17 protein-coding genes, 1 other RNA gene and 3 pseudogenes are annotated in these 21,722 nt (G+C 72.3%); 10 read left to right on the forward strand and 11 right to left on the reverse strand.

All coding sequences use genetic code 11. The annotated features are described in order from the left end of the window. Positions 1-157: 157 nt before the first annotated feature. Both rnpB and IG54_RS0104905 read right to left on the reverse strand, forming a co-directional pair. Positions 158-570, reverse strand: an RNA gene (gene rnpB / locus IG54_RS39125) — RNase P RNA component class A. A gap of 23 nt (positions 571-593) precedes the next feature. After that, a pseudogene (locus tag IG54_RS0104905) lies at positions 594-2,030 on the reverse strand (RNB domain-containing ribonuclease); the annotation flags it as partial. A gap of 138 nt (positions 2,031-2,168) precedes the next feature. Between IG54_RS0104905 and yaaA the strand changes: the two are divergent. Both yaaA and eda read left to right on the forward strand, forming a co-directional pair. Beyond that, complete coding sequence (yaaA, locus tag IG54_RS0104910; RefSeq protein ID WP_030777726.1) at positions 2,169-2,969, forward strand: peroxide stress protein YaaA; 801 nt, start codon at positions 2,169-2,171, stop codon at positions 2,967-2,969. 152 nt (positions 2,970-3,121) lie between these two features. Next, the gene (eda, locus tag IG54_RS0104915) at positions 3,122-3,763 is read left to right on the forward strand and encodes a bifunctional 4-hydroxy-2-oxoglutarate aldolase/2-dehydro-3-deoxy-phosphogluconate aldolase (RefSeq protein WP_030777729.1); all 642 of its coding nucleotides are present in this window, start codon (positions 3,122-3,124) and stop codon (positions 3,761-3,763) included. Here eda and IG54_RS0104920 read toward each other — a convergent pair. The 4 genes from IG54_RS0104920 to IG54_RS0104935 form a co-directional block, all read right to left on the reverse strand. Then, entirely contained in the window at positions 3,749-5,113 is a 1,365-nt protein-coding gene (locus IG54_RS0104920) for a bifunctional RNase H/acid phosphatase (protein WP_030777731.1), read from the reverse strand. The two genes, eda and IG54_RS0104920, sit on opposite strands and share 15 nt — an antisense overlap. A gap of 11 nt (positions 5,114-5,124) precedes the next feature. Beyond that, on the reverse strand, positions 5,125-5,868 hold the full coding sequence (locus IG54_RS0104925) for a zinc ribbon domain-containing protein (RefSeq protein WP_199783138.1): 744 nt from the start codon (positions 5,866-5,868) through the stop codon (positions 5,125-5,127). Further along, positions 5,865-6,716 carry a Nif3-like dinuclear metal center hexameric protein gene (locus IG54_RS39110; RefSeq protein ID WP_030777736.1) on the reverse strand — a complete coding sequence of 284 codons (852 nt, stop codon included), beginning with the start codon at positions 6,714-6,716 and terminating at the stop codon, positions 5,865-5,867. The genes IG54_RS0104925 and IG54_RS39110 overlap by 4 nt, the downstream gene beginning before the upstream one ends. Positions 6,717-6,902: 186 nt before the next feature. Continuing rightward, entirely contained in the window at positions 6,903-7,961 is a 1,059-nt protein-coding gene (locus tag IG54_RS0104935) for an ABC transporter substrate-binding protein (protein WP_030777738.1), read from the reverse strand. 261 nt (positions 7,962-8,222) lie between these two features. Between IG54_RS0104935 and IG54_RS0104940 the strand changes: the two genes are divergently transcribed. Further along, entirely contained in the window at positions 8,223-9,281 is a 1,059-nt protein-coding gene (locus IG54_RS0104940) for a hypothetical protein (RefSeq protein ID WP_078593705.1), read from the forward strand. Between the two features lie 34 nt (positions 9,282-9,315). Beyond that, positions 9,316-9,498, forward strand: coding sequence for a hypothetical protein (locus IG54_RS41900; RefSeq protein ID WP_158708825.1), 183 nt, complete (start codon positions 9,316-9,318; stop codon positions 9,496-9,498). Between the two features lie 118 nt (positions 9,499-9,616). On the opposite strand, the gene IG54_RS0104950 is transcribed toward IG54_RS41900, so the two are convergent. The 3 genes from IG54_RS0104950 to IG54_RS0104960 form a co-directional block, all read right to left on the reverse strand. Beyond that, positions 9,617-10,558: a 3-oxoacyl-ACP reductase gene (locus tag IG54_RS0104950; RefSeq protein ID WP_030777743.1), complete on the reverse strand. Its 942-nt coding sequence runs from the start codon at positions 10,556-10,558 to the stop codon at positions 9,617-9,619. Positions 10,559-10,587: 29 nt separating this feature from the next. Further along, a complete protein-coding gene (locus IG54_RS0104955; protein WP_030777745.1) occupies positions 10,588-11,664 on the reverse strand; it encodes a Zn-dependent alcohol dehydrogenase in 1,077 nt (358 codons plus the stop codon). Positions 11,665-11,760: 96 nt separating this feature from the next. Next, on the reverse strand, positions 11,761-12,615 hold the full coding sequence (locus IG54_RS0104960; RefSeq protein WP_030777747.1) for a MaoC/PaaZ C-terminal domain-containing protein: 855 nt from the start codon (positions 12,613-12,615) through the stop codon (positions 11,761-11,763). 304 nt (positions 12,616-12,919) lie between these two features. On the opposite strand from IG54_RS0104960, the pseudogene IG54_RS0104970 reads away from it, so the two are divergent. After that, positions 12,920-13,342 (forward strand): annotated as a pseudogene (locus IG54_RS0104970) (response regulator); the annotation flags it as partial. 200 nt (positions 13,343-13,542) lie between these two features. Further along, positions 13,543-13,887, forward strand: a pseudogene (locus IG54_RS0104975) (LuxR C-terminal-related transcriptional regulator); the annotation flags it as partial. A 41-nt stretch (positions 13,888-13,928) separates the two neighbouring features. Here the strand turns inward: IG54_RS0104975 and IG54_RS0104980 are convergent. Next, positions 13,929-15,371: an MFS transporter gene (locus IG54_RS0104980; RefSeq protein ID WP_030777753.1), complete on the reverse strand. Its 1,443-nt coding sequence runs from the start codon at positions 15,369-15,371 to the stop codon at positions 13,929-13,931. 117 nt (positions 15,372-15,488) lie between these two features. After that, positions 15,489-16,691, reverse strand: a complete 1,203-nt coding sequence (locus tag IG54_RS0104985; RefSeq protein ID WP_030777755.1) for a lipid-transfer protein — start codon at positions 16,689-16,691, stop codon at positions 15,489-15,491. Between the two features lie 299 nt (positions 16,692-16,990). On the opposite strand from IG54_RS0104985, the gene IG54_RS0104990 reads away from it, so the two are divergent. The 4 genes from IG54_RS0104990 (at position 16,991) to IG54_RS0105005 (ending at position 21,641) form a co-directional block, all read left to right on the forward strand. Beyond that, positions 16,991-18,733: an MFS transporter gene (locus IG54_RS0104990; RefSeq protein WP_030777757.1), complete on the forward strand. Its 1,743-nt coding sequence runs from the start codon at positions 16,991-16,993 to the stop codon at positions 18,731-18,733. A gap of 133 nt (positions 18,734-18,866) precedes the next feature. Further along, entirely contained in the window at positions 18,867-19,529 is a 663-nt protein-coding gene (locus tag IG54_RS0104995) for a class I SAM-dependent methyltransferase (RefSeq protein WP_030777759.1), read from the forward strand. Between the two features lie 22 nt (positions 19,530-19,551). Beyond that, positions 19,552-20,580: an N-acetylmuramoyl-L-alanine amidase gene (locus IG54_RS0105000; protein ID WP_030777761.1), complete on the forward strand. Its 1,029-nt coding sequence runs from the start codon at positions 19,552-19,554 to the stop codon at positions 20,578-20,580. A 182-nt stretch (positions 20,581-20,762) separates the two neighbouring features. Next, positions 20,763-21,641: a hypothetical protein gene (locus IG54_RS0105005; protein WP_030777763.1), complete on the forward strand. Its 879-nt coding sequence runs from the start codon at positions 20,763-20,765 to the stop codon at positions 21,639-21,641. Positions 21,642-21,722: the final 81 nt, after the last annotated feature.

Raw genomic sequence — 21,722 nt, forward strand, 5'->3', positions numbered from 1 at the left:
CGTCGATTCCGTGGCTACTTACGTGGCTACTTACGTGGCTACTTACGTACCCGGGCGGTCCGGTTTGAACCGGTGTGTACCGGGGGCCACCCGAGCCCCTTAGTGCACAAAAAAGGGCCTCTGACCAGCGTTTTCGCTGGCCAGAGGTCCTAGGTGACAGACGAGCCGAGCTGTACGCCGGGTTCTGTTCCCCGGGACCTCGCGGTCGTCGGGGTGACGGCCATCCATCTAGGGCCGGCATTGCTGCCGGCCTCGTGCGGTCTACCCGCGGACTCGGGCGGGCCGCCCTCGATCGTCCGCGCAGAGGCGTCGCACTCGCGTGCGGCGTCTCCTTTTGACCTTGCTCCGGGTGGGGTTTACCTAGCCGCCTGAGTCACCTCAGGCGCTGGTGGTCTCTTACACCACCGTTTCACCCTTACCCGGCACCGAAGCGCCGGGCGGTCTGTTTTCTGTGGCACTGTCCCGCGGGTCACCCCGGGTGGCCGTTAGCCACCACCCTGCCCTATGGAGCCCGGACGTTCCTCGGGAAGACCCCCGAGGGGATCTTCACGCGGCCGCCCGCTGGGCTCGTCTGTCGTATGGACCATGTTACCCGGCGCGAACAGGACCTTCGCCGTCCCCGGGTCCGCCCGCGTGAGGCGGACCCGCAGCCGCTCCCCCAGGGGCAGATGCGCCGGGCCGCCCTCGATGCGGGCCACGATCGCGGGGGCGGCCAACTGCACGGTGCCGACCGTCGGTTCACGGTCCTTCACGTCCACCACCACCGCGTCGAAGACCTCGCCGACGCGGTCCTTGAGCAGTGCGGCCTCGACGATGTCCACGCACTCCCGCTCCACGGTGTTGGCACGCCGGGCGCCGTCCGCCATCTCCTTGGGCAGGTCGTCCAGGGCGGCGAGCACCCACTGCGGGATCCCGGCGCCGGCGCAGGCCGCGAGGCACAGCTCGGAGGCGTAGCGGTCGACGAGGCGGCGCAGGGGGGCCGTGCAGTGGGCGTAGGGCGCGGCCACGGCGGCGTGCAGGGTGAGGTCGGGGACCTCGCCGCCGCTGAACGCCGTGTAGCCCGCGCCGCGCAGCAGCGTCGTGCACTCCTGGAGGAAGGCGGCGTGGTGCGACTGCCGGGGGTCGAGGGAGCGTACGAGTCGCGCGTACGGGACGTGGTGCGGCCAGTCGATGTGCAGCGCTGCGGCGGTGCGGCGCAGGCGGCCGACGGCGCCGTCGGGGGCGGTCGGCAGGGTGCGCAGGATGCCCGTACCCGAGTCGATCATGAGTTGGGCGGCGGCCATGCCGGTCAGCAGGGAGATCTGGGCGTTCCAGCCGTCGGCGGGCAGGGGGGCGCGGTAGGCGAGTTCGTACGTGCCGTCACGCTCGACGATCTCCTGTTCGGGGACGTTCAGGGAAATGCCGCCGCGCTCGGCCTCCAGCCGCTCGCGCAGCGTCCCGATCTCCCGCAGCAGCGCGACCGGCTCCTCCGCGGTGCCCTCGTCGATGTCCCTCTGCACCCCCGCGTAGTCCAGCTTCGCCCGGCTGCGTACGAGGGCGCGGTGCACGTCGGCGCGTTCGGTACGGCCGTCCTCGTCGAGGTCGATCGTCCACAGCACGGCCGGGCAGGTCTGGCCGGGCAGCAGGCTCGCGGCGCCCTCGCTCAGGGCCGTGGGGTGCAGCGGGACCTTCTCGTCGGGGAAGTAGAGGGTGGTGACGCGGCGGTGCGCCTCGGCGTCGACCGTGCCGCCGGGCGTGACGTACGCGGCGACGTCGGCGATCGCGTACCGCACGCGGAAGCCGCCGCCCTCGCGCCGCGCCAGGTGCATGGCCTGGTCCAGGTCGACGGAGGTGGGCGGGTCGATCGTGAAGAGGGGGACGTCCGTGGCGTCGCGGTCCGGGAGCCGGGGGGAGGCGGCGGCCCGCTCCGCCTCCGCGAGCACGTCGGCCGGGAAGGCGCCGGGCACGTCGAGTGTCGTACGCAGTTCACGCAGCGCGGCCCGCAACGGAGCCTCCGCTGCGCCGGTCACATGGAGGTGGCGGCGGGGCATGCCCCGAGCGTAGGGGGCCGTGGACGGCTCGGCACCCTCTAGGACGTGTCCGCCCCGTGGGCTCGGCGGCCGCTGCCGCCCCCGTAACCTTTTCACAGGGGCCGCACCCCTCCCTCGTACCGCCAAAGGAGTCCGATCGTGCTCGTCCTGCTGCCGCCGTCCGAAGGCAAGGCCTCGTCCGGGCGGGGTGCCCCGCTCAAGCCCGAGAGCCTGTCGCTGCCGGGGCTCGCCGAGGCGCGGCGGGCGGTGTTCGACGAGCTGGTCGAGCTGTGCGCCGCCGACGAGGAGAAGGCGCGGGACGTGCTCGGGCTGAGCGAGGGGCTGCGCGGCGAGGTCGCCAAGAACGCCGAGCTGCGCACGGCGGGCGCGCGGCCGGCCGGGGAGATCTACACGGGTGTGCTGTACGACGCCCTGGACCTGGCCTCGCTGGACGCCGCCGCCAAGCGCCGCGCCGCACGCTCGCTGCTCGTCTTCTCCGGGCTGTGGGGCGCCGTCGGCGTCAGTGACAGGATCCCCTCCTACCGCTGCTCGATGGGCGTGAAGCTGCCGGGCCTGGGCGCGCTCGGCGCGTACTGGCGTACGCCGATGGCCTCCGTGATGCCCGAGGCGGCGGGCGACGGGCTCGTCCTGGACCTGCGGTCGTCGGCGTACGCGGCGGCGTGGAAGCCGAAGGGCGAGGTGGCCGGGCGGACGGCGACCGTACGGGTGCTGCACGCGCAGCTGGTCGACGGGGTCGAGAAGCGGTCCGTCGTCTCGCACTTCAACAAGGCCACGAAGGGGCGGATCGTACGGTCCCTGCTGGCGACGGACGCGCGGCCGAAGGACCCGGCGGAGTTGACCGAGGCGCTGCGCGATCTCGGGTACGTGGTGGAAGCGGAGCCTCCCGCGAAGGCGGGGAAGCCGTGGGCGCTGGATGTGGTGGTGCGGGAGATCCATTGAGGACCAGACCCATTGAGGACCAGATCCTTTTGAGGATCTGAGATTGCCTCGTTGAGGATCTGAGATTGCTTCGTTGAGGACCTGAGGTGGCCTCGTTGCAGCATGCGCAACGCCCTTTGCGCATGCTGCCAGCACCGGGGCAGGATTCCCCCATGCCCCCTGTGAACCCCTCCGCGCCCTCCGTTCTCGATCTCGCGCCCGTCGTGCCCGTGGTCGTCGTCGATGATCTCGGGGACGCCGTGCCCATGGCGCGGGCCCTGGTGGCCGGGGGGCTGCCCGCCATCGAGGTGACCTTGCGGACGCCCGTCGCGCTCGATGCCCTTCGGGCCATCGCCGCCGAGGTGCCGGGCGCGGTCGTGGGGGCCGGGACCGTCATCTCCGCGCGGAACGTCGCCGACTCCGTGGCCGCCGGTGCCCGCTTCCTCGTCAGTCCGGGGTGGACGGAGTCGCTGCTCGCGGCCATGAAGGGAGCGGGAGTGCCGTTCCTGCCCGGGGTCTCGACGGCCTCGGAGGTCGTGGCGCTGCTCGAACACGGCGTCAGCGAGATGAAGTTCTTCCCCGCCGAGGCCGCCGGGGGCACCGCCTATCTGAAGTCCCTCGGGGGGCCGCTCCCCCAGGCCCGCTTCTGCCCCACCGGCGGGATCAGCGCCGGGACCGCGCCGACGTACCTCGCCCTGAAGAACGTCGGCTGCGTCGGCGGGAGTTGGATGCTTCCCGCCGACGCCGTCGCCGCCAGGGACTGGGCCCGCGTGGAGTCCCTCGCCCGCGAGGCGGCGGCGCTAGCGCAGGTGTGACGTGTCGTTCAGGAGGCGCAGCGAGGCGTTGCCGTCGCGGTAGTAGGCCACCGCGGACACCGAGGCCGCCGCGAGTTCCATGCGGAACAGGGATTCCGGCGGGGCCCCGAGCGCGAGGCGCACCAGCGTCTTGATGGGCGTGACGTGCGTGACGAGCAGGACCGTGCGGCCCGCGTACTCCGCCGTCAGCCGGTCGCGGGTGGCCGCCACCCTGCGCGATACCGCCGCGAACGACTCGCCGCCCGGCGGTGCCGCCTTCGGCGAGGCCAGCCAGGCGTTCAGCTCCTCGGGGTGGCGCTCGCGCACCTCACCGAAGGTCAACCCCTCCCAGGCACCGAAGTCCGTCTCGCGCAGGCCCTCTTCGAGGTGGACGTCGAGTCCGAGGCGGGCGGCGACGGTGCGCGCGGTCTCCTGGCAGCGCTTGAGCGGCGAGGAGACGATCGCCTGGATCGTGCCGCGCGCGGCGAAGGCGGCCGCGGCGCGCTCGGCCTGCTCGCGCCCCACCTCGGAGAGGGACGGATCGGTCCCGCCGCTCCCCGAGAACCGCTTCTCGGGTGTCAGCGCGGTCTCGCCGTGTCGCAGGAGTACGAAGGTGGCGGGCGCTCCGAGGTCGGCGGGGGCCGCCCAGCCGACGGGCGGCGTCCGGGTCGCGCCGCCGGCCTCACTGCCCGCCGCGCTGCCGGTCGCACTGCTCGCCACACCGCTCGCCGCGCGTCGGTCGGCCGTCTCACCGGCCCCGGAAGTCCCAGAGGTTCCGGAGGCCCCGGAAGTCCCGGAGGTCCCGGACGCGCCGCTGCCCGACACCCCGGCCATCGCCGCCCGCGCCCTCGCCGCCCCCGCCGCCGCGTCACCGGGCGGGCCCGCGGGCTCCCGGGCGGCCGCCGCGCGCGCGGCCCGCGTGTCCAGCTCCGCGGTCGACGCCGAGGGCGACCACGCCAGACCTCGCTTGCCCGCGTCCATCGCCTCGTTCGCGAGCCGGTCCGCGTGCTTGTTCTGCGCCCGCGGGATCCACTCGTACGTGACCTGGGACGCGGGGAAGACCCGTGCCGCCTCCGCCGCGAGCGGCTTCATGTCGGGGTGCTTGATCTTCCAGCGGCCCGACATCTGCTCGACGACGAGCTTGGAGTCCATGCGGACGTGGACGGAGGCCGCCGGGTCCAGCTGGTGCGCCGCCTTCAGGCCGGCCACCAGGCCCTTGTACTCCGCGACGTTGTTCGTCGCGACGCCGATGTACTCCGCGGCCTCCATCAGGGTCTCCCCCGTGGCCGCGTCGATGACCACCGAGCCGTAGCCCGCGGGCCCCGGGTTGCCCCGCGAACCGCCATCGGCCTCGACGATGAACTCCCGCACGGACAAGGCTCCTAGAGGCCGGACTCGGACGTGCGGACCAGGATGCGGCGGCAGTTCTCGCACCGCAGGACGGTGTCCGGGGAGGCCGCCTTCACTTCGTTGACCTCGGTGATGTTCAGCTCCAGGCGGCAGCCCTCGCAGCGCCGCTGGTAGAGCTTGGCCGCGCCGACGCCGCCCTGCTGCCCGCGGAGCTTGTCGTAGAGCTTGAGGAGGTCGGCCGGGATCGAACCCGCCACGATCTCGCGCTCCTTGGTGGCCTTCGCGGCCTCGCCGTCCAGCTCCTCGAACGCGGCGTCCCTGCGGCCCGTCGCGTCGTCGATGCGCGACTGGATCGAGGAGACGCGCTCGGTCAGCTCGGCCACCCGCTCCTGCGCGGCCTCGCGGCGCTCCATGACCTCCAGGACGACGTCCTCCAGGTCGGCCTGGCGCCTGGCGAGGGAGGCGATCTCCTTCTGGAGGTTCTCCAGGTCCTTGGGGGAGGTGACCGCGCCGGAGTCCAGGCGCTGCTGGTCGCGGGCCGCGCGCTGGCGGACCTGGTCGACGTCCTGCTCCGCCTTGGTCTGCTCGCGGGCGCAGTCGCTCTCCTCGGTCGTCGAGGCGACGAGCAGGTCGCGCTGCTGCGTGAGGTCCTTGGTCAGCGACTCGATCTCGGCGTGCTCCGGCAGGGAGTTCTTCTTGTGCGCGAGCTGCTGGAGGCGGGTGTCCAGGGCCTGGACATCGAGCAGGCGGATCTGGTCGGCGGGCGCGGCGTTCAGTTGGGGGCTCCTGTTGAGTCGGTGGTCGAGGCCGCGTGGGCGGTCCAGGGGTCGGTGACCGTGCGCGAGACGTGGACGCGAAGGCCCCATCCGTTGCGGTCGGAGATCTCGTCGAGCTGGGCTGCGGCCAGCTCGCACCAGGGCCACTCGGTGGCCCAGTGGGCGGCGTCGAGCAGCGCCAGCGGTGTGCGTTCGCGGGCCTCGGACGCCGGGTGGTGGCGCAGGTCCGCGGTGAGGAAGGCGTCCACGCCCGCGGCGCGTACGTCGTCGAAGAGGCTGTCGCCCGAGCCGCCGCTCACCGCGACGGTGCGGATGAGCGCGTCCGGGTCGCCCGCGACGCGGATGCCCTGTGCGGTGGCGGGCAGCCGCTTCGCCGCGCGCTCGGCCAGCTCGGCGAGGGTCAGGGGGTGTTCAAGCTCGCAGATCCTGCCGAGGCCGCGACGGCCCCGCGGGTCGGCGGGGTCCGGCACGAGGGGGCGTACGACACGGAGGTCGAGGGCGCCCGCGAGCGCGTCGGAGACGCCCGGGTCGGCGCGGTCGGCGTTGGTGTGCGCGACGTGCAGCGCGATGCCGTTCCTGATCAGGTCGTGGATGACCCGGCCCTTGGAGGTGGAGGCCGCGACCGTCGTCGTACCGCGCAGGTAGAGCGGGTGGTGGGTGACCAGGAGCTGGGCGCCGATGCGCACCGCCTCGTCGGCGATCTCCTGGACCGGGTCGACGGCGAGGAGGACGCGGGAGACCTCCGCGTCGGGGTCTCCGCAGACCGTGCCGACCGCGTCCCAGCTCTCGGCCAGACCGGGGGGCCACAGGGCGTCGAGGGCGGCGATGACTTCAGACAGACGGGGCACGGGGAAAGGCTACCTTCCCGCTGCGCTTGGCTTGGCGGTGGTTACTTGCGGCGAGCTTGCGGCTACGGAGCGCCCGCGCCCGCCTGGTTCCGAGCGGGTGCGGCTGCGGCTTTTCTGTGGTTGCTCGCACAGTTCCCCGCGCCCCTTACGGCGCGCTCCTGCGGGGCGGCTCCTGCGGGGCGGCTCTTACCGGGCCAGGTGGGTCTTGAGGTCGGTCAGGACCTTGTTCGCCGCCGTCACTCCGAGGCCCAGGTACCAGGTCTCGTCCGGCACGTCCTTCGCGTGGCCCTTCTTCACCGCGCCGAGCTTCTTCCACAGGGGGTTCTTCTCGGCCTCGGAGCGGCCGGTCTTCTCCGCGTCGCCGTAGACGCCGGTGAAGATCCAGTCGGCGTCCGCCTGGTCGATCTTCTCGGGGCTGATCTCGGCGGCGAGGTCGTTGACCTGCTGGTTCTTCGGGCGGGGAAGGCCGGCGTCGTCGAGGATCGTGCCGATGAAGGAGGCTTTGGCGTAGAGGCGGATGCGGTCCGGCATATAGCGGAGCATCGTGATGGTCGGCTTCTTGCCGCCGTGGGCCGCGGCGATCTCCTCGCCCAGCGCCTTCGCCCTCTTCTCGTACGCGGCGAGGTTCTTCTCGGCGGTGGCGGTCCTGTCGAGCGCGGCCGCGTTCAGGAGATAGTTCTCCTTCCATGTGAAGCCGGGGCGGATGGAGAAGACCGTGGGGGCGATCTTGGAGAGCTGCGGGTAGAGCTTGGCGGCGCGCAGCTCGCTGCCGAGGATCAGGTCCGGCTCGAGGTTCGCGATGGCTTCCAGGTTGAGGGAGTTGATCGTGCCGACGTTCTTGGGGGTGCCGGCCTCCTTCTTCAGGTAGCCGGGGATGCCGTCGTCGCCCTCGGTGGGGGCGTAGCCGACGGGCTTGACGCCGAGGGAGACGACGTTGTCGAGTTCGCCGACGTCCAGGACGACGACGCGCTGGGGCCGCTTGTCCAGCTCGGTCGTGCCACGGGCGTGCTTGATGGTGCGGGGGAACTCACCCTGCTTCGCCGACGTGCCCATCTTCGCCGTCTGCTCGGCGGCCTCGGCGAATGCGTCGCCGCCCTGGGCCACGGCCTTGCTGCCGCTGCCGTTGTCGGACTTCGCCGAGCCGTCGTCGCCCGAACCGCAGCCCGCGAGGGTGAGCGCGGCGGTCACGGCGAGAGCGACCGCGGCGGTACCGCGGCGGTGGCCGCCCCGCACGGAACGGAGCACGGATCGCGTAGTGCGGGCAGAGCGTGCGGGCCGCGGGGGCCGTGGGGACAAGGACATCGGGGGCTCCAAGGGGGTGCGCCGCTCGGATCCAGCCGAGCTTAGGTTCCCCTAACTTTAAGCAGGGCCGCCTCGCCCAGCACACCCGGCCCCGCACCCTCAGGCGAACCAGGACATCTCCACCCTTCTGTGTGAAGTGGACAGCCACACAACCCCCGCCAGCGCGTACGAAAACTAGCTTCGGGGCCGGAGGTGACACCGACGATGACAGCGGCAACGATCACGGTGGACGGTTCCTACGCGGCCCGGCTCGCACGGCGGGGCGAGTGCTGGTTTCCCGAGCGCTGGACGCTGGACTCCCCCGAGCCCTACGTGGTGCCGCTCGCCGGCCACCAGCCCGAGGAGCCCGGCACCGAAGTGCTGCCGATGACCGATGGACGCGTCCTCATCCACCGCCTGGTGGACGGGCGGCACACCTTCGCACTGCTCTACCCCACGGGCCCGGACACCGGCGAGATCCCGCTGGGCGCCGTGGAGTGCGAGGGCGAGCTGAGCCTGCTGCCGCCGGCGCCGGACGGGACCCGCGCCTACGCCCTCGCGGTCGGCGCCCGCTCGACGGACGTATGGCTGGTGGCGGGCGGCTCCTTCGGGCCCGAGCACCTCGCCGAGGTGCCGGGGCGCTGCTCGGGCGGGGTCTGGCTGGACCGCACGGGCCGGTTGCTGGCGCTCGACCGGGAGTCCGACGGCTGCGTCAAGACGGTGGCGGTCGACCTGGAGCGCGACGGCGAGGTCTCACCGCTGCTCCAGATCACGGAGGAGAGCGACGACCGGCTGCTGCTCGCCGACACGGACAGCGGCCTGCTCCTCATCCGCTCGAACGCGCCGGGTCACGACCGGCTCGGCTGGGGCGTGCTCGGCGGCACCCGGCCCGTCCGCTTCCCCGAGTCGCTGCGGCTCGCGGACTGCGCGGTCACGCCGTTCGCGATCCAGCCGGGGCAGACGCTGCTCCCGGAGGGCTGCGCGGTGGCGCTGCGGATCGACGGCGCGGCGGGCACCTGGCTCGGCGTCTGGCGGCCCGCCGAGCGCCGCATGCGTCAACTTCGCGCACCCGAGGGCTGGTTGGCCGGTTCCGGCCGCTGGACAAAGGACGGAGTACTCCAACTCCCGTACGTGACGGGCACGATGCCCTGCGGTGTCGCGCGGGTGCCGGCGCCCGCGCAGGGGCCGGTGGAGCCGCCGCGCATCAAGCAGCCGCCGCCCGCCGCGGCCCGCCCCATTCCGTTGCAGCAGGCACCCCTCACCGGGCGGGTGGCGGCCGGTTAGACTCGCCCGGCTGTACGAAGGATCTTCTTACGGGGTGAGTAAAGAGATGTCGACCGAGACCAGTACGGAGCCGCGGTGGGACACCGAGCCGCGCCAGGCGGCGGCCGCGAACACGACCGCGCGGAGCGGCGCCGGTAGGCACCGGGGCCCGGTGGCCGAGCACGACGAGGCCACGACTCCGCGGGGGCGCCACCGCAAGCACACGTCGGACGCCTGACACAAGCTCGACGGGCGCAAAGCAAGAACGGAAGTCCCGCTCACGTGCCGCCAAAAGCGGCGCGGGGGCGGGACTTTTCTGCGCCCCTCCCCCGGCCGCCCTGCCCGACCCGCGCGCCCTACCCCCGCTTGAGGCCGAGCACCTCGGACGCCGCGAACGTCTCTCCGGGCGGCCGGCCCGCGTAGTACGGCGAGAGCAGCTCATCCAGCTCCTCGAAGGTGAAGGCCTCCTTCGCCGAGTCGAACTTCGCCGCGATCCTGGGGCGTTCGACGACCGCGACCATGCCGCCGTGCACGACGAGGAGCTGGCCGTTGACGTGCGCGGCCGCGGGCGAGGCCAAGTAGCCGACCAGGGGCGAGACGTGTTCGGGCGCCAGCGGGTCCAGGTGGCCGTCGGCCGGCTCCTGGAAGCCCTGGAAGACGTCCTCGGTCATCCGTGTCCGCGCGCGCGGGCAGATCACGTTGGCCGTCACGCCGTACTTGGCGAGTGCCGACGCAGTCGACGTCGTCAGGCCAACGATGCCGCCCTTCGCCGCCGCGTAGTTGGGCTGGCCCGCGGACCCGGCGAGGAAGGCCTCAGACGAGGTGTTGACGATCCGCCCGTATACGGGCCCGCCCGCCGCCTTGGAGCGCTCACGCCAGTGGACGGCCGCGAAGTGGGTCGTGTTGAAGTGGCCCTTGAGGTGGACGTGGATGACCGAGTCCCACTCGCTCTCGCTCATCGAGAAGATCATCCGGTCCCGCAGGATGCCCGCGTTGTTGACCAGGATGTCGAGCTTTCCGTACGTGTCGACCGCCGACCGCACCAGCGCGCGGGCCTGTTCGTGGTCGGCGACGTCCCCGGTGTGGGCGATGGCCTGTCCGCCCGCGGCCCGGATCTCGGCGGCGACCTCCTCCGCGGGCGCCGCCGACGCCTCCCCGGAGCCGTCGCGGCCCGGCTGCCCGAAGTCGTTGACGACGACGCTCGCGCCGAGCCGCGCCAGTTCCAGGGCCTCGGCGCGGCCCAGCCCGCGGCCCGCGCCGGTGACGATCGCGGAGCGGCCCTCCAGTGGCAGTGACATCAGTGTCCTCCCGGATCCCGTGCGGCCCCTCAGATCTCGATGCACGTACGCAGGGCGGTCCCGGTGCGCATCTGCTCCAGGGCCTCGTTGATCTCGCCGAGCCGCACCCGGTGCGTGATCATGTTCTCCAGGTCGATGCGGCCCGCCCGCCAGAGCGCGATGGTCCTCTCGTACGAACGCAGGACGTCGCCCCCGCCGTACATGGACGGCAGGATCCGCTTCTCGTCGAAGAACAGCTCGAACATGTTGAGCTGGAGGTGGTCGTCCATGGCGCCCGCGCCGACCACGCACAGCGTGCCGCCGCGCCGCGTCATCTCGTACGCCGTGCGGGCCGTGGCGGACTTGCCGACGACCTCGAAGACGTAGTCGAAGCCCTCGCCCGCGGTGATCCGCTGCTTGGCGTCGGCCAGTGCGTCGGGGGCGACGGCCTCCGTCGCGCCGAACCGCAGCGCCGCCTCGCGGCGGGAGGCGACCGGGTCGACGGCGACGATCTGCGCCGCGCCCCTGAGCCGGGCGCCCTGGATCGCGGATATGCCGACGCCGCCGCAGCCGATGACGGCGACCGACGAACCGGCCGTCACCTCGGCGGTGTTGATCGCCGCGCCGAGACCCGTCGTCACCCCGCAGCCGATGAGCGCCGCGATGTCGAAGGGCACCTCGTCGGGGATCGGCACGGCGCACCCGGCGTCGACGACGACCTCCTCGGTGAAGGTGCCCGTGCCCGCGAAACCGAAGACGTCACCGCCCGCGCGCCGGAAGTTGGGGGTGCCCGCGTTCAGGAAACCGGCGAGGCAGAGCTGGGTCTGGCCGCGCTTGCAGGCCGGGCAGGCCCCGCACGCGGGCAGCCAGCAGATCAGCACCCGGTCGCCCCGCGCGAGGCCGGTCACGCCGTCGCCGACGTCGATGATCTCGCCGGCGCCCTCGTGGCCCGGGACGAAGGGAGCGGGCTGCGGCAGCACGCCGTTCATCGCGGAGACGTCGGAGTGGCACAGGCCGGTGGCCCGGACCCGGATCCTCACCTTGCCGGGGCCGAAACCCATCGCCTCCATGTCGTCGAGGACTTCGAGCTTGTCCTGGCCCGTCTCGTGCAGTACGGCTGCGCGCATGGCGGTACGGCTCCTCTCGGCGTACGGATCGACGTACGCGTCGACATTGGGGAAGCGGGCGGGGTTCGGGCCCTCGGGGAGCGGTCCGAAGGCGGCTCAGACGTGTTCGACGACGGTGTCGGCGAGGACCGGCGCGTCGTCCCGTTCGACCGCCGTGACGGTGGCCTGGACGCGGCCCTCGCCGCGCCACATGCGGATGCGGAGGGTCTCGCCGGGGAAGACGACCCCGACGAAGCGCGTGCCGTAGCTCCGCACCCGGGAGACGTCGCCGCCGAGCTGGGTGTCGACGACGGCCTTCAGGGCCATCCCGTAGGTGCACAAGCCGTGCAGGATCGGCCTGTCGAAGCCGGCGAGCGCGGCGAACTCGGGGTCGGCGTGCAGGGGGTTCCAGTCGCCGGAGAGGCGGTAGAGCAGCGCCTGGTCCTCGCGGACGGGGCGCTCGACCGCCAGGTCGGGGTCGCCATCGGGGGCGGGCAGGCGGGTGGCGGGGCCGCGGTCGCCGCCGAACCCGCCTTCGCCGCGTACGAAGATCTGGGCGTCGCTCGTCCACAGCGGGCCCTCGTCGTCGGTGACCTCGGAGCGCAGGACGAGGATCGCCGCTTTGCCCTTGTCGTACACCGCGGCGACCTTCGAGGTGTTGACGGCCTTGCCCTTGACGGGGATGGGGCGGTGCAGGGTGATGCTCTGGCCGCCGTGCAGGACCGCGGCGAGGTCCACCTCGATGCCGGGGGCCGAGAGGCCGCCGACGACTCCCATGGCCGCACCCGCGACGGTGGCGAAGCTGGGCAGGACGTGCAGCCTGGACTCCAGGGTGTAGCGCAGCTCGGCGGGGTCGGTGGCGGGCAGTCCCGCGCCGAGGCCGAGGTGGTAGAGCTGGATGTCCTTGTGGTCCCAGGCGATCTCGGTGGACCGGGGTTCGGCGGCGACGGCCTTCTCGGCGTCAATGGGCATGGGGTGGCAGCTCCTTGGGCTCCTGGCCGGCGCGGAAGACCTCGGTGCGGCCGTCCGCACCGTCGACCGCACCGAGGTCGCGACAGGGCCGTTCTAGAACGCGTTCCAGTCCGGCGTCCCATGTATAGCCGAGCCCCGGGGAGTTGTGAAGGCTCCTGACGGGACGTCAGATCCATGCCCCCTATCCCCGGTCTCTATGCCCCCGGATCCGCGCGGTGGCGTGGCGCGCACCGGACCCGGCGCGGCGCCCCCTCGCCGGCCTGCCGGGATGCGACCGCTCCCCTACTCTTCTGCTGTGACGGAGATGCCCCGGGACCACCGCCCGGCGAAGTGTGTGAGGGTCCTCCTCGCCGAGGACCAGGGCATGACGCATGGCGCGCTCGCGCTGCTGCTCGGGATGGAGCCCGACATCGAGGTCGTCGCGCAGGCCGGGGCGGGCGACGAGGTCGTGGCCGCGGCCCTGGCCCACCGTCCCGACGTGGCGCTGCTCGACGTCGAACTGCCCGGCCGCGGCGGCCTGGACGTCGCCGCCGACCTGCGCGAGGAGTGCCCCGACTGCCGGGTCCTCATCCTCACCACCTCCGGCAGGCCCGGCTATCTGCGCCGGGCCATGGCGGCGGGCGCGGTCGGCTTCCTGGTCAAGGACGGGCCCGTCGCGGAGCTTGCGGAGGCCATCCGCCAGGCACTGCGCGGCGAGACCGTCATCGACCCGGCACTCGCCGCGGCCGAGTCGCGGAGGCGGCCGTAGGGGCAGCGGCGGCTGGAGCGGGGCGCGACAGGGATCGGCGTGACGCGGGGAAGGCCGCGCGCAGCGCACCGCCGCGGGTGAGGAACGCGGCTCGGATGACGGGCAGCATGCAGACGCCCTGCGTCACGGCGTACCACGGAGGGCAGACGCCCGGGATCAGATCGACGCCGATGATCGCGATCGGCATGACCCTCAAGGACAGCGTGTTCGACGCCGATCAGTTCTTCGACGCCCTGGAGCGCGTCGCCGCGGGCGGGACCGCCATGGACCCGGCCGTCATCGCCAAGCTGCTGTCCAGCGGATCGTCGAACCGACGGCTGGAAGGGCTCACCGAACGCGAACACTCCGTACTCGGCCTCATGGCCGAGGGACTGTCCAACCAGGCCATCGCCCGGCGGCTCTTCCTCAGCGAGAGCAGCATCGGCAAATACACCACCTCGCTGTTCGGCAAACTCGGCATCACCGACGACGACGCCGGCAACCGCCGCGTCCTCGCCGTCCTCGCCTATCTGAACAACCCCTGACGCGCGCGGGCACTCGTCACCGCCGCCTCAGCTCCGTCGCCTCAGCGCTCGGTGGCCGCTCGCTGCCGCGGCATCCACAGGAGCAGCACCACCACACCCGCCAGCAGGATGAACCCGCTCGTGCGGAACGCCATCGCGTAGCCGTCGGTCAGCGCCTGCCGTGACGTCGAGCCGTCCATCCGCGCCGCCGCCACCGTGGAGAGCACCGCGAGGCCGAGCGCGCCGCCCATCGTGCGGGAGGTGTTGACCAGGCCCGAGACGAGCCCGGCGTCACCGGGCTGCGCGCCCGACGTGGCGAGCGAGGCGAGCGGGGTCGTGGCGAGGCCCGCGCCGAACATCATCACGATGCCGGGCAGCATGATCGTGGTGACGTACGCGCCGTCGACCGTCATCGTCGACTGCCAGCCGAAGCCGGCGGCGGCCACGACGATGCCGAGTATGGAGACGTTCTTCGCGCCGAGCACCGGCATCACGCGCGGCGCCAGCATCGAGCCGAGGACGATGGTGAGCGAGGACGGTATGAGGGCGAGGCCCGCCTTCAGCGGGGAGTAGCCGAGGACGTTCTGGGCGTACAGCGTCATGAACATCCACATGGCGAACATGCCGCCGCCGCACACGAACATCGCGGCGTTCGCGGCCGACACCGAACGCACCTTGAACAGCTTCAGCGGCATCAGCGGCACCCGCGTGCGCGCCTCCACCACGAGGAAGGCCGCGAGCAGCGCCAGCCCGGCCGCCAGCGGCACGAGGGTCGCGGCCGCCGTCCAGCCCTTCTCCTCGGTCTGCACGATCCCGTACGCGAGGGTGGCGAGCCCGGCCGTGACGAGGACCGCGCCCGGCACGTCCAGGCGACGTGCTTGCCCCGCCCTGCTCTCGGCCAGCCAGGCCACGCCCGCGAAGATCACCAGGACGCCGATCGGTACGTTGATGAGGAGCACCCAGCGCCAGGAGAGCAGGTCGGTGAGGGCGCCGCCGACCAGGCCGCCCGCCGCGCCGCCGCCCGCGCCGACCGCGGACCAGATGCCGATCGCCCGTATCCGCGCCGGGCCTTCCGGCACCGCCGAGGTGAGGATCGTCAGCGTGGAGGGCGCGAGGACCGCGGCGCCGAGGCCCTGGACGGCCCGCGCCGCGAGGAGCTGCCACTCGGCCTGCGCGAGGCCGCCGCCGAGCGAGGCCGCGGTGAAGAGACCGAGCCCGAGCAGGAACATCCGCTTGCGCCCGAAGAGGTCGCCCGCGCGGCCGCCGAGCAGCATGAACCCGGCGAAGGCGATGGAGTAGGCGTTGACGACCCACTGGAGTCCGATGGCGCTCATGCCGAGGTCGGAGCGCATCGACGGCAGCGCGGTGTTCACCACCGAGACGTCGAGGACGACCAGGAACTGACCGGCGCAGGCGGTCAGGAGGACGGCCCACACCGGTACGGATTTCTTCGGCGGGGCGGTGGTGGAGTCGTGGGTGTAAGTGGTGGAGGGCGTCTGGACCATGACGGGCATCCTCTCAAGCGGAACCCGAAAGGTGCATCGGAAATTCGCTCCTCCTGACCTCGTCCGGCAGACCTAGGTCGAACAGCCCGTAAGCAGGACACTCCGTAAGCGTCACCACTACCGGCGAAGGAGCGTCACCACCGCCGCCCCGCCCAGTCCGATGTTGTGCGCGAGGCCCACCCCGGCCCCCTCGACCTGCCGTGCTCCCGCCTCGCCGCGCAGCTGCCAGGTCAGTTCCGCGATCTGCGCGATGCCGGTCGCGCCGAGCGGGTGCCCCTTGGAGATGAGGCCGCCGGAGGGGTTCACCACCCAGCGGCCGCCGTACGTCGTCGCGCCGCTCTCGACGAGCTTGCCGGACTCGCCGGGCGCGCACATGCCGAGCGCCTCGTACGTCAGGAGTTCGTTGATGGAGAAGCAGTCGTGCAGCTCGACGACGTCCACGTCCTCGATGCCGAGCCCCGACCGCTCGTACACCTGGCATGCCGCCTGCCGCGACATCGGCACGCCGACCGCGTCGACGCACGATCCGGAGGCGAAGGACTCATCGGTGTCCGTGGTCATGGCCTGGGCCACGATCTCCACGGCCCGCTCCGCGAGGCCGTGCCGCTCCACGAACCGCTCGGAGACCACGACCGCCGCCGCCGAGCCGTCCGACGTCGGGGAGCACTGGAGCTTGGTGAGCGGGCGGTGGACCGTCCTGGCCGCGAGGATCTCGTCGACCGTGTACGCGTCCTGGAACTGGGCGTACGGGTTGTTCACCGAGTGCCGGTGGTTCTTGGCGCCGACCGCCGCGAGCTGCGCCTCGGTCGTGCCGTACCTCTCCATGTGCTCGCGGGCCGCGTTGCCGAAGATCTGCGCGGTGGGCGGGGTCGTCTCGAAGCCGTGCCGCGCGGCCATGATCCCGTAGTGGCGGGCCACGGGAGACACCGCGAAGTCACCCGTGCCACCGCCCGCGCCCCCACCACCGCCCCCCAGCGAGCCGCGCGCCATCTTCTCGAAGCCGAGCGCCAGCACGCAGTCGCTCAGGCCGCCCTCGACGAACTGCCGCGCCATCATCAGCGCGGTCGCGCCGGTCGCGCAGTTGTTGTTGACGTTGTAGACGGGGACGCCGGTCAGACCCAGTTCGTAGACGGCGCGCTGCCCGGCCGTCGAGGCCTGGAAGCAGTAGCCGACGGGCACCTGCTCGACCTGGTCGTACGCGATCCCGGCGTCGTCAAGGGCCTTGCCGCCCGCCTCCTTCGCCATGTCCCAGTACTGCCACTCCCGCGTCTCGGGCTTCTCGAACCTGGTCATTCCGACGCCGACGACATAGCTCTTCATGACGCGCTCACCCCTCACCCCTCGCCCCTCGCCCCTCCGGGCCGGTGGCACCTGACCGGGACCGCGCCAGAGTAGAACGTGTTCCACTCCGACGGTAGGTCGGATACCGGCCGAGTCGGGGCGCCCTCGGCGGCGGGCGCCGCCCGGGAGTGATGAGCGGGTCAATAGACGGTCAAGGCTTCACCTCGTACGACATCCATCGGAATAGTCGCCCCGGGAAACCGGTTCGAGCTACACGTACCCCTGCCGACCACCCGCGCTCCCGCCGAGCCCGAGTTCCGCCCCGGAGGCCCCACGCAATGTCGATGACGACGACCCATCCACGCGGCATACGCGGAGTCGTCCCCGTACTCGCCTTCTCCGGCATCGTCGTCGCGGTGATGCAGACCCTGCTCGTGCCGGTCATCAAGGACCTGCCGGCCCTGCTGGACACCGCGCCCTCGAACGCCACCTGGGTCATGACCTCGACCCTGCTCGCCGGTGCCGTCTCCACGCCGATCATGGGCCGCCTCGGTGACCTCTTCGGCAAGCGCAGGATGCTGCTCGCCAGCCTCGCCGTCATGGTCGTCGGATCGCTGATCTGCGGATTCACCGACAATCTCCTGGTGATGATCGCGGGCCGCGCGCTCCAGGGCTTCGCCATGGGCGCCATCCCGCTCGGCATCGGCCTCATGCGCGACCAGCTGCCCCGCGAGAAGCTCGGCTCCGCGATGGCACTGATGAGTTCCTCCATCGGCGTCGGCGGCGGGCTCGCGCTGCCGCTCGCCGCGCTCACCGCGCAACACGCCGACTGGCACGCCCTGTTCTTCGGCGCGGCGGGCCTCGGCGTCCTCGCGATGGCGCTCACCGTCGCCTTCGTACCGGAGAGCCCGATGCGCGCCCAGGGCACCTTCGACGTGCTCGGCGCGATCGGCCTCTCCGCGGGGCTCGTGCTCTTCCTGCTGCCGATCACCAAGGGCAGCGACTGGGGCTGGACCTCGGGCACCACACTCGGCCTGTTCGCCGCCGCGGCCGTCGTGCTGGTCCTGTGGGGCGTGATGGAGCTGCGCGTGCAGGCGCCGCTGGTGGACCTGCGCACCACGGCCCGCCGCTCGGTGCTCTTCACCAACCTCGCCTCGATCATGGTCGGCGTCGCCTTCTACGCCGTCTCGCTCGTCCTGCCGCAGCTGCTCCAGCTGCCGGCCGCCACCGGTTACGGCCTCGGCCAGTCCATGGTCGTCGCGGGTCTGTGCGTGATGCCGCTCGGCCTGACGATGATGTTCACCGCGCCCGTCTACGCCCGGCTCTCGGCGAAGTACGGCCCGAAGACCACCCTCATCCTCGGCATGCTGATCATCGCGATCGGCTACGGCGCGGGCCTCGGCCTGATGAGCGCCGCCTGGCAGACCATCGTGATCTCGGTGGTCCTCGGCGCGGGCATCGGCCTCGCCTACTCCTCGCTGCCCGCGCTCATCATCGGCTCGGTCGACCCGTCCGAGACGGGCGCGGCCAACGGCCTCAACACCCTGATGCGCTCCATCGGCACCTCGGTGTCGTCCGCGGTGATCGGCATGGTCCTCGCCAACACCGCGGACCACGTCGGCGGCGTCGCCGTGCCGACCATGCACGGCTTCCGCGTCTCCTTCCTGATCGCCACGGGCGCGGTCGCCATCGGCCTGCTCTTCGCCCTGCTGCTGCCCTCCGCGCGCCGCTCCACCACCACGCAGCTGCGCGCCAGCAGCGAGGAGGACGCCAACCTGGAGCGCGCGACCCGGGCCCTCGCGGCCTTCCGGGGCCGCGTGCACAGCGCGGACGGCGCCCCGCTGGCCCGCGCGAAGGTGACACTGATCGACCATCGCGGCAAGCAGGCGGGCGCGGCCCTCACCGACGACGAGGGCCGCTACGCCCTCGCCGTCCCGGCCGGCGGCTCCTACGTCCTCGCGGCCACCGCGGCGGGCCACGCCCCGCTCGCCTCGGCGGCGGCCCACCACGGCGACGAGCGCCCGGTCCAGGTGGACCTGGCCCTGTCCGGCTCGCCGGACGGCAGCGACGTACCGGCCTGAGGCCTGACCTCCCACGCCACCCCCGTCACTCCCGTGGCGGGGGTGGCGTGCATCATGGGCGCCCATAGCCGCGCACACGTACAACCCGCGTACGACCCGCGCCTACGACCCGCGTACGACCTGGAGGAACCCCATGGCCGCCGAGCCCAAGACCGAGCCCCGACCGGAGATTCTCGCCGCGTTCGAGGCCGCCGAGGGCTTCATGCCGCGCGGCGAGGGGCTCGCGCTGTACGCGGCGGCCACGGAAGCCGCCGCGCTCGGCCTGCCGCTCCTGGAGGTCGGCACCTACTGCGGGCGCTCCACGATCCTGCTCGCCGACGCGGCCCGGCGGGCCGGGGTCAGCGCGATCACCGTCGACCACCACCGCGGCAGCGAGGAGCAGCAGCCCGGCTGGGAGTACCACGACCCCCGAACGGTCGATCCCGAGGTCGGTCTGATGGACACGCTCCCCGCCTTCCGCCGCACGCTGCACCGCGCGGGCCTGGAGGAGCACGTGATCGCGGTCGTCGGCCGCTCGCCGCAGGTGGCGAAGGTGTGGGGCGGGCCGCTCGGCCTGGTCTTCATCGACGGGGGCCACACGGACGAACACGCCACCGCCGACTACGAGGGCTGGGCGCCGCACGTCGCCGAGGGCGGGCTGCTCGTCATCCACGACGTGTTCCCCGACCCGGTCGACATCATGACCGGCCAGGCGCCGTACCGCGTCTATCTCAGGGCCCTGGCGTCCGGTGCGTTCACCGAGGTCTCGGCGGCGGACTCGCTGCGCGTGCTGCGGCGAACGGGAGCGGGGATCTGACCTCGCCTATAGGCTCGCCCTCGTGTCGTACGTAGGTCCGGAATTCGATCCCTCCCAGCCGCCGCCCAAGCGCGGGCTCGGCCGTCCGCTGACGGTGATGGTGGCCGCGCTGGTGCCGACCTGTCTGGCGGGCTGGCTCGTCTATCAGTCGACCAGCGGCCCCGACGGCGGCGAAGCGGCGAGATCCCTGCCGTCCTCCCCGAGCGCGTCCGCCGAACGGACCACGCCCTCCGAGGCCGGTCCGTCCTCCCCCTCGGCATCGGGCGAGGGGAAACACGGCGACAAGGACGGCAAGGGCGACAAGAAGGGCGGGGACGGGAAGGGCGACGACAACGATTCGAGTACGAAGCCGTCGGTCCCCGACCCCGCCCCGGACGGCCCCCTCAAGGGCAAGGTCGTCGTCGTCGACCCCGGCCACAACCCGGGCAACTTCCAGCACGCCACCGAGATCAACCGCAAGGTCGACATCGGGACGAACCACAAGGAGTGCGACACCACCGGCACGTCGACCAACGACGGCTACACCGAGGCGAAGTTCACTCTGGACGTCGCCCGCAAGCTGCGCACGCTGCTCCTCCAGCAGGGCGCCACGGTCAAGTTCACCCAGGACGGCGACCGGCCCTGGGGCCCGTGCGTCGACGAGCGCGCCCGGATCGGCAACGAAGCCCGCGCGGACGCGGTGGTCTCCATCCACGCGGACGGCTCGGGCGCGGGCAACCGCGGCTACCACGTGATCCTGCCCGCGAAGGTGAAGGGCGGCGCGGCGGACACCTCCGCGATCGTCGGCCCCTCCAAGGAGTTGGGCGAGCGCATCGCGGGAGCCTTCGTGAGCGCGACCGGCAGCGCCCCCTCCAACTACGTGGGCGGCGGCACGGGCCTGGACACCCGCAGCGACCTCGGCGGCCTCAATCTGTCCACCGTCCCCAAGGTGTTCATCGAGTGCGGCAACATGCGGGACGCGAAGGACGCGGCGCTCCTGAAGAGCGGCGAGTGGCGGCAGAAGGCGGCGCAGGGCATTTCCAACGGAATCGGCGGATTCCTGCGGGGCTAGCGCGTGCACGTCCTCGAACTCACACGTGCACGTCTTTATCCCGAGCAGACACCCCCTGTGTACGGACGATATTGTCCTCCCTACGATGAGGGGCCACCCCCGCGCTTCGCGCACCGCGACACGAACGCGACTACGGCGACAGCGACGCCTCCACTGACGAGACGACTGACGAAGGACCTGAAGTGAATTTCCGCTCCCTCACTCGAGGCGACGGCGTGGTGATCGGAGCAGCGGTGTTGCTCTTCATCGCCTCGTTCCTCAATACGCTGGACCCCGACGGCGGCGACAGTGACAAGCTGCCCAACGCCTGGGAAAACGGCAACCTGCTGATCAGCGTGTATCTGCTGGGCATCATCGGTGCGGCGCTCATCGTCGTGGGCCGCGCGATGCCGCAGCAGCGCAAGGTCGCGGGTCTCGACCTCGGCCAGCTCGGTGTGGCGTTCACCATCGCCTCCGCACTCAGCTCGCTCGGCGCGATCTTCGACACCGACCAGTCGTACGGCTTCCTGATCGATCTCGTCGGTGCCGGCCTCGGCAACAGCGAGTCCCCCGACGCCGGTGTCGGCCTCATCCTCGGCCTGATCGGCGCCCTGGTGCTCGCCGCCGGCGCGGTCGCCACGCAGCTCGTCCCGGCCCTGAAGGCCCCGCTCATGGGCGCCCCGCGTCCGGCCGCCCCGCAGCCCTACGGCGGTCAGCCGCAGGGTGGCTACGGCTACCCGGGCGCCGGAGCGGGCCAGCCGCAGCCGGGTGCTCCCTACGGCCAGCCCGGCCAGCCCGGCCAGCCGCAGGGGCAGTCCTTCGGCGGCCAGCCGCAGCCGCAGGGCGGGCAGACCCCGCCGCCCGCGCAGCCGCAGGCGTCCGGCGACTTCTCGCCGTTCTGGTTCGCCGTGCCGGTGCCGCGTCCGCTGTACGCGGAGGACGGCTCGCCGACGCCGATCGCCGAACTGGCGCCCGGTACCTGGTACCTGGCCGTCGAGCAGCGCGGCCAGGGTCTGGTGGCCCAGACGCAGGACGGCCGTCGCGGCGTCCTCCAGGACACCACGGGGATCCAGCGCGGCTGACCCCACAGGCACCTCGCGGCCCCTCGCCCTTCCGGGCGGGGGGCCGTTGTCGTACAGTCCCGGCATTCAGCTGACGTACCG

The sequence above is a fragment of the Streptomyces sp. NRRL S-920 genome (assembly GCF_000717945.1).
Lineage (GTDB): Bacteria > Actinomycetota > Actinomycetes > Streptomycetales > Streptomycetaceae > Streptomyces > Streptomyces alboniger.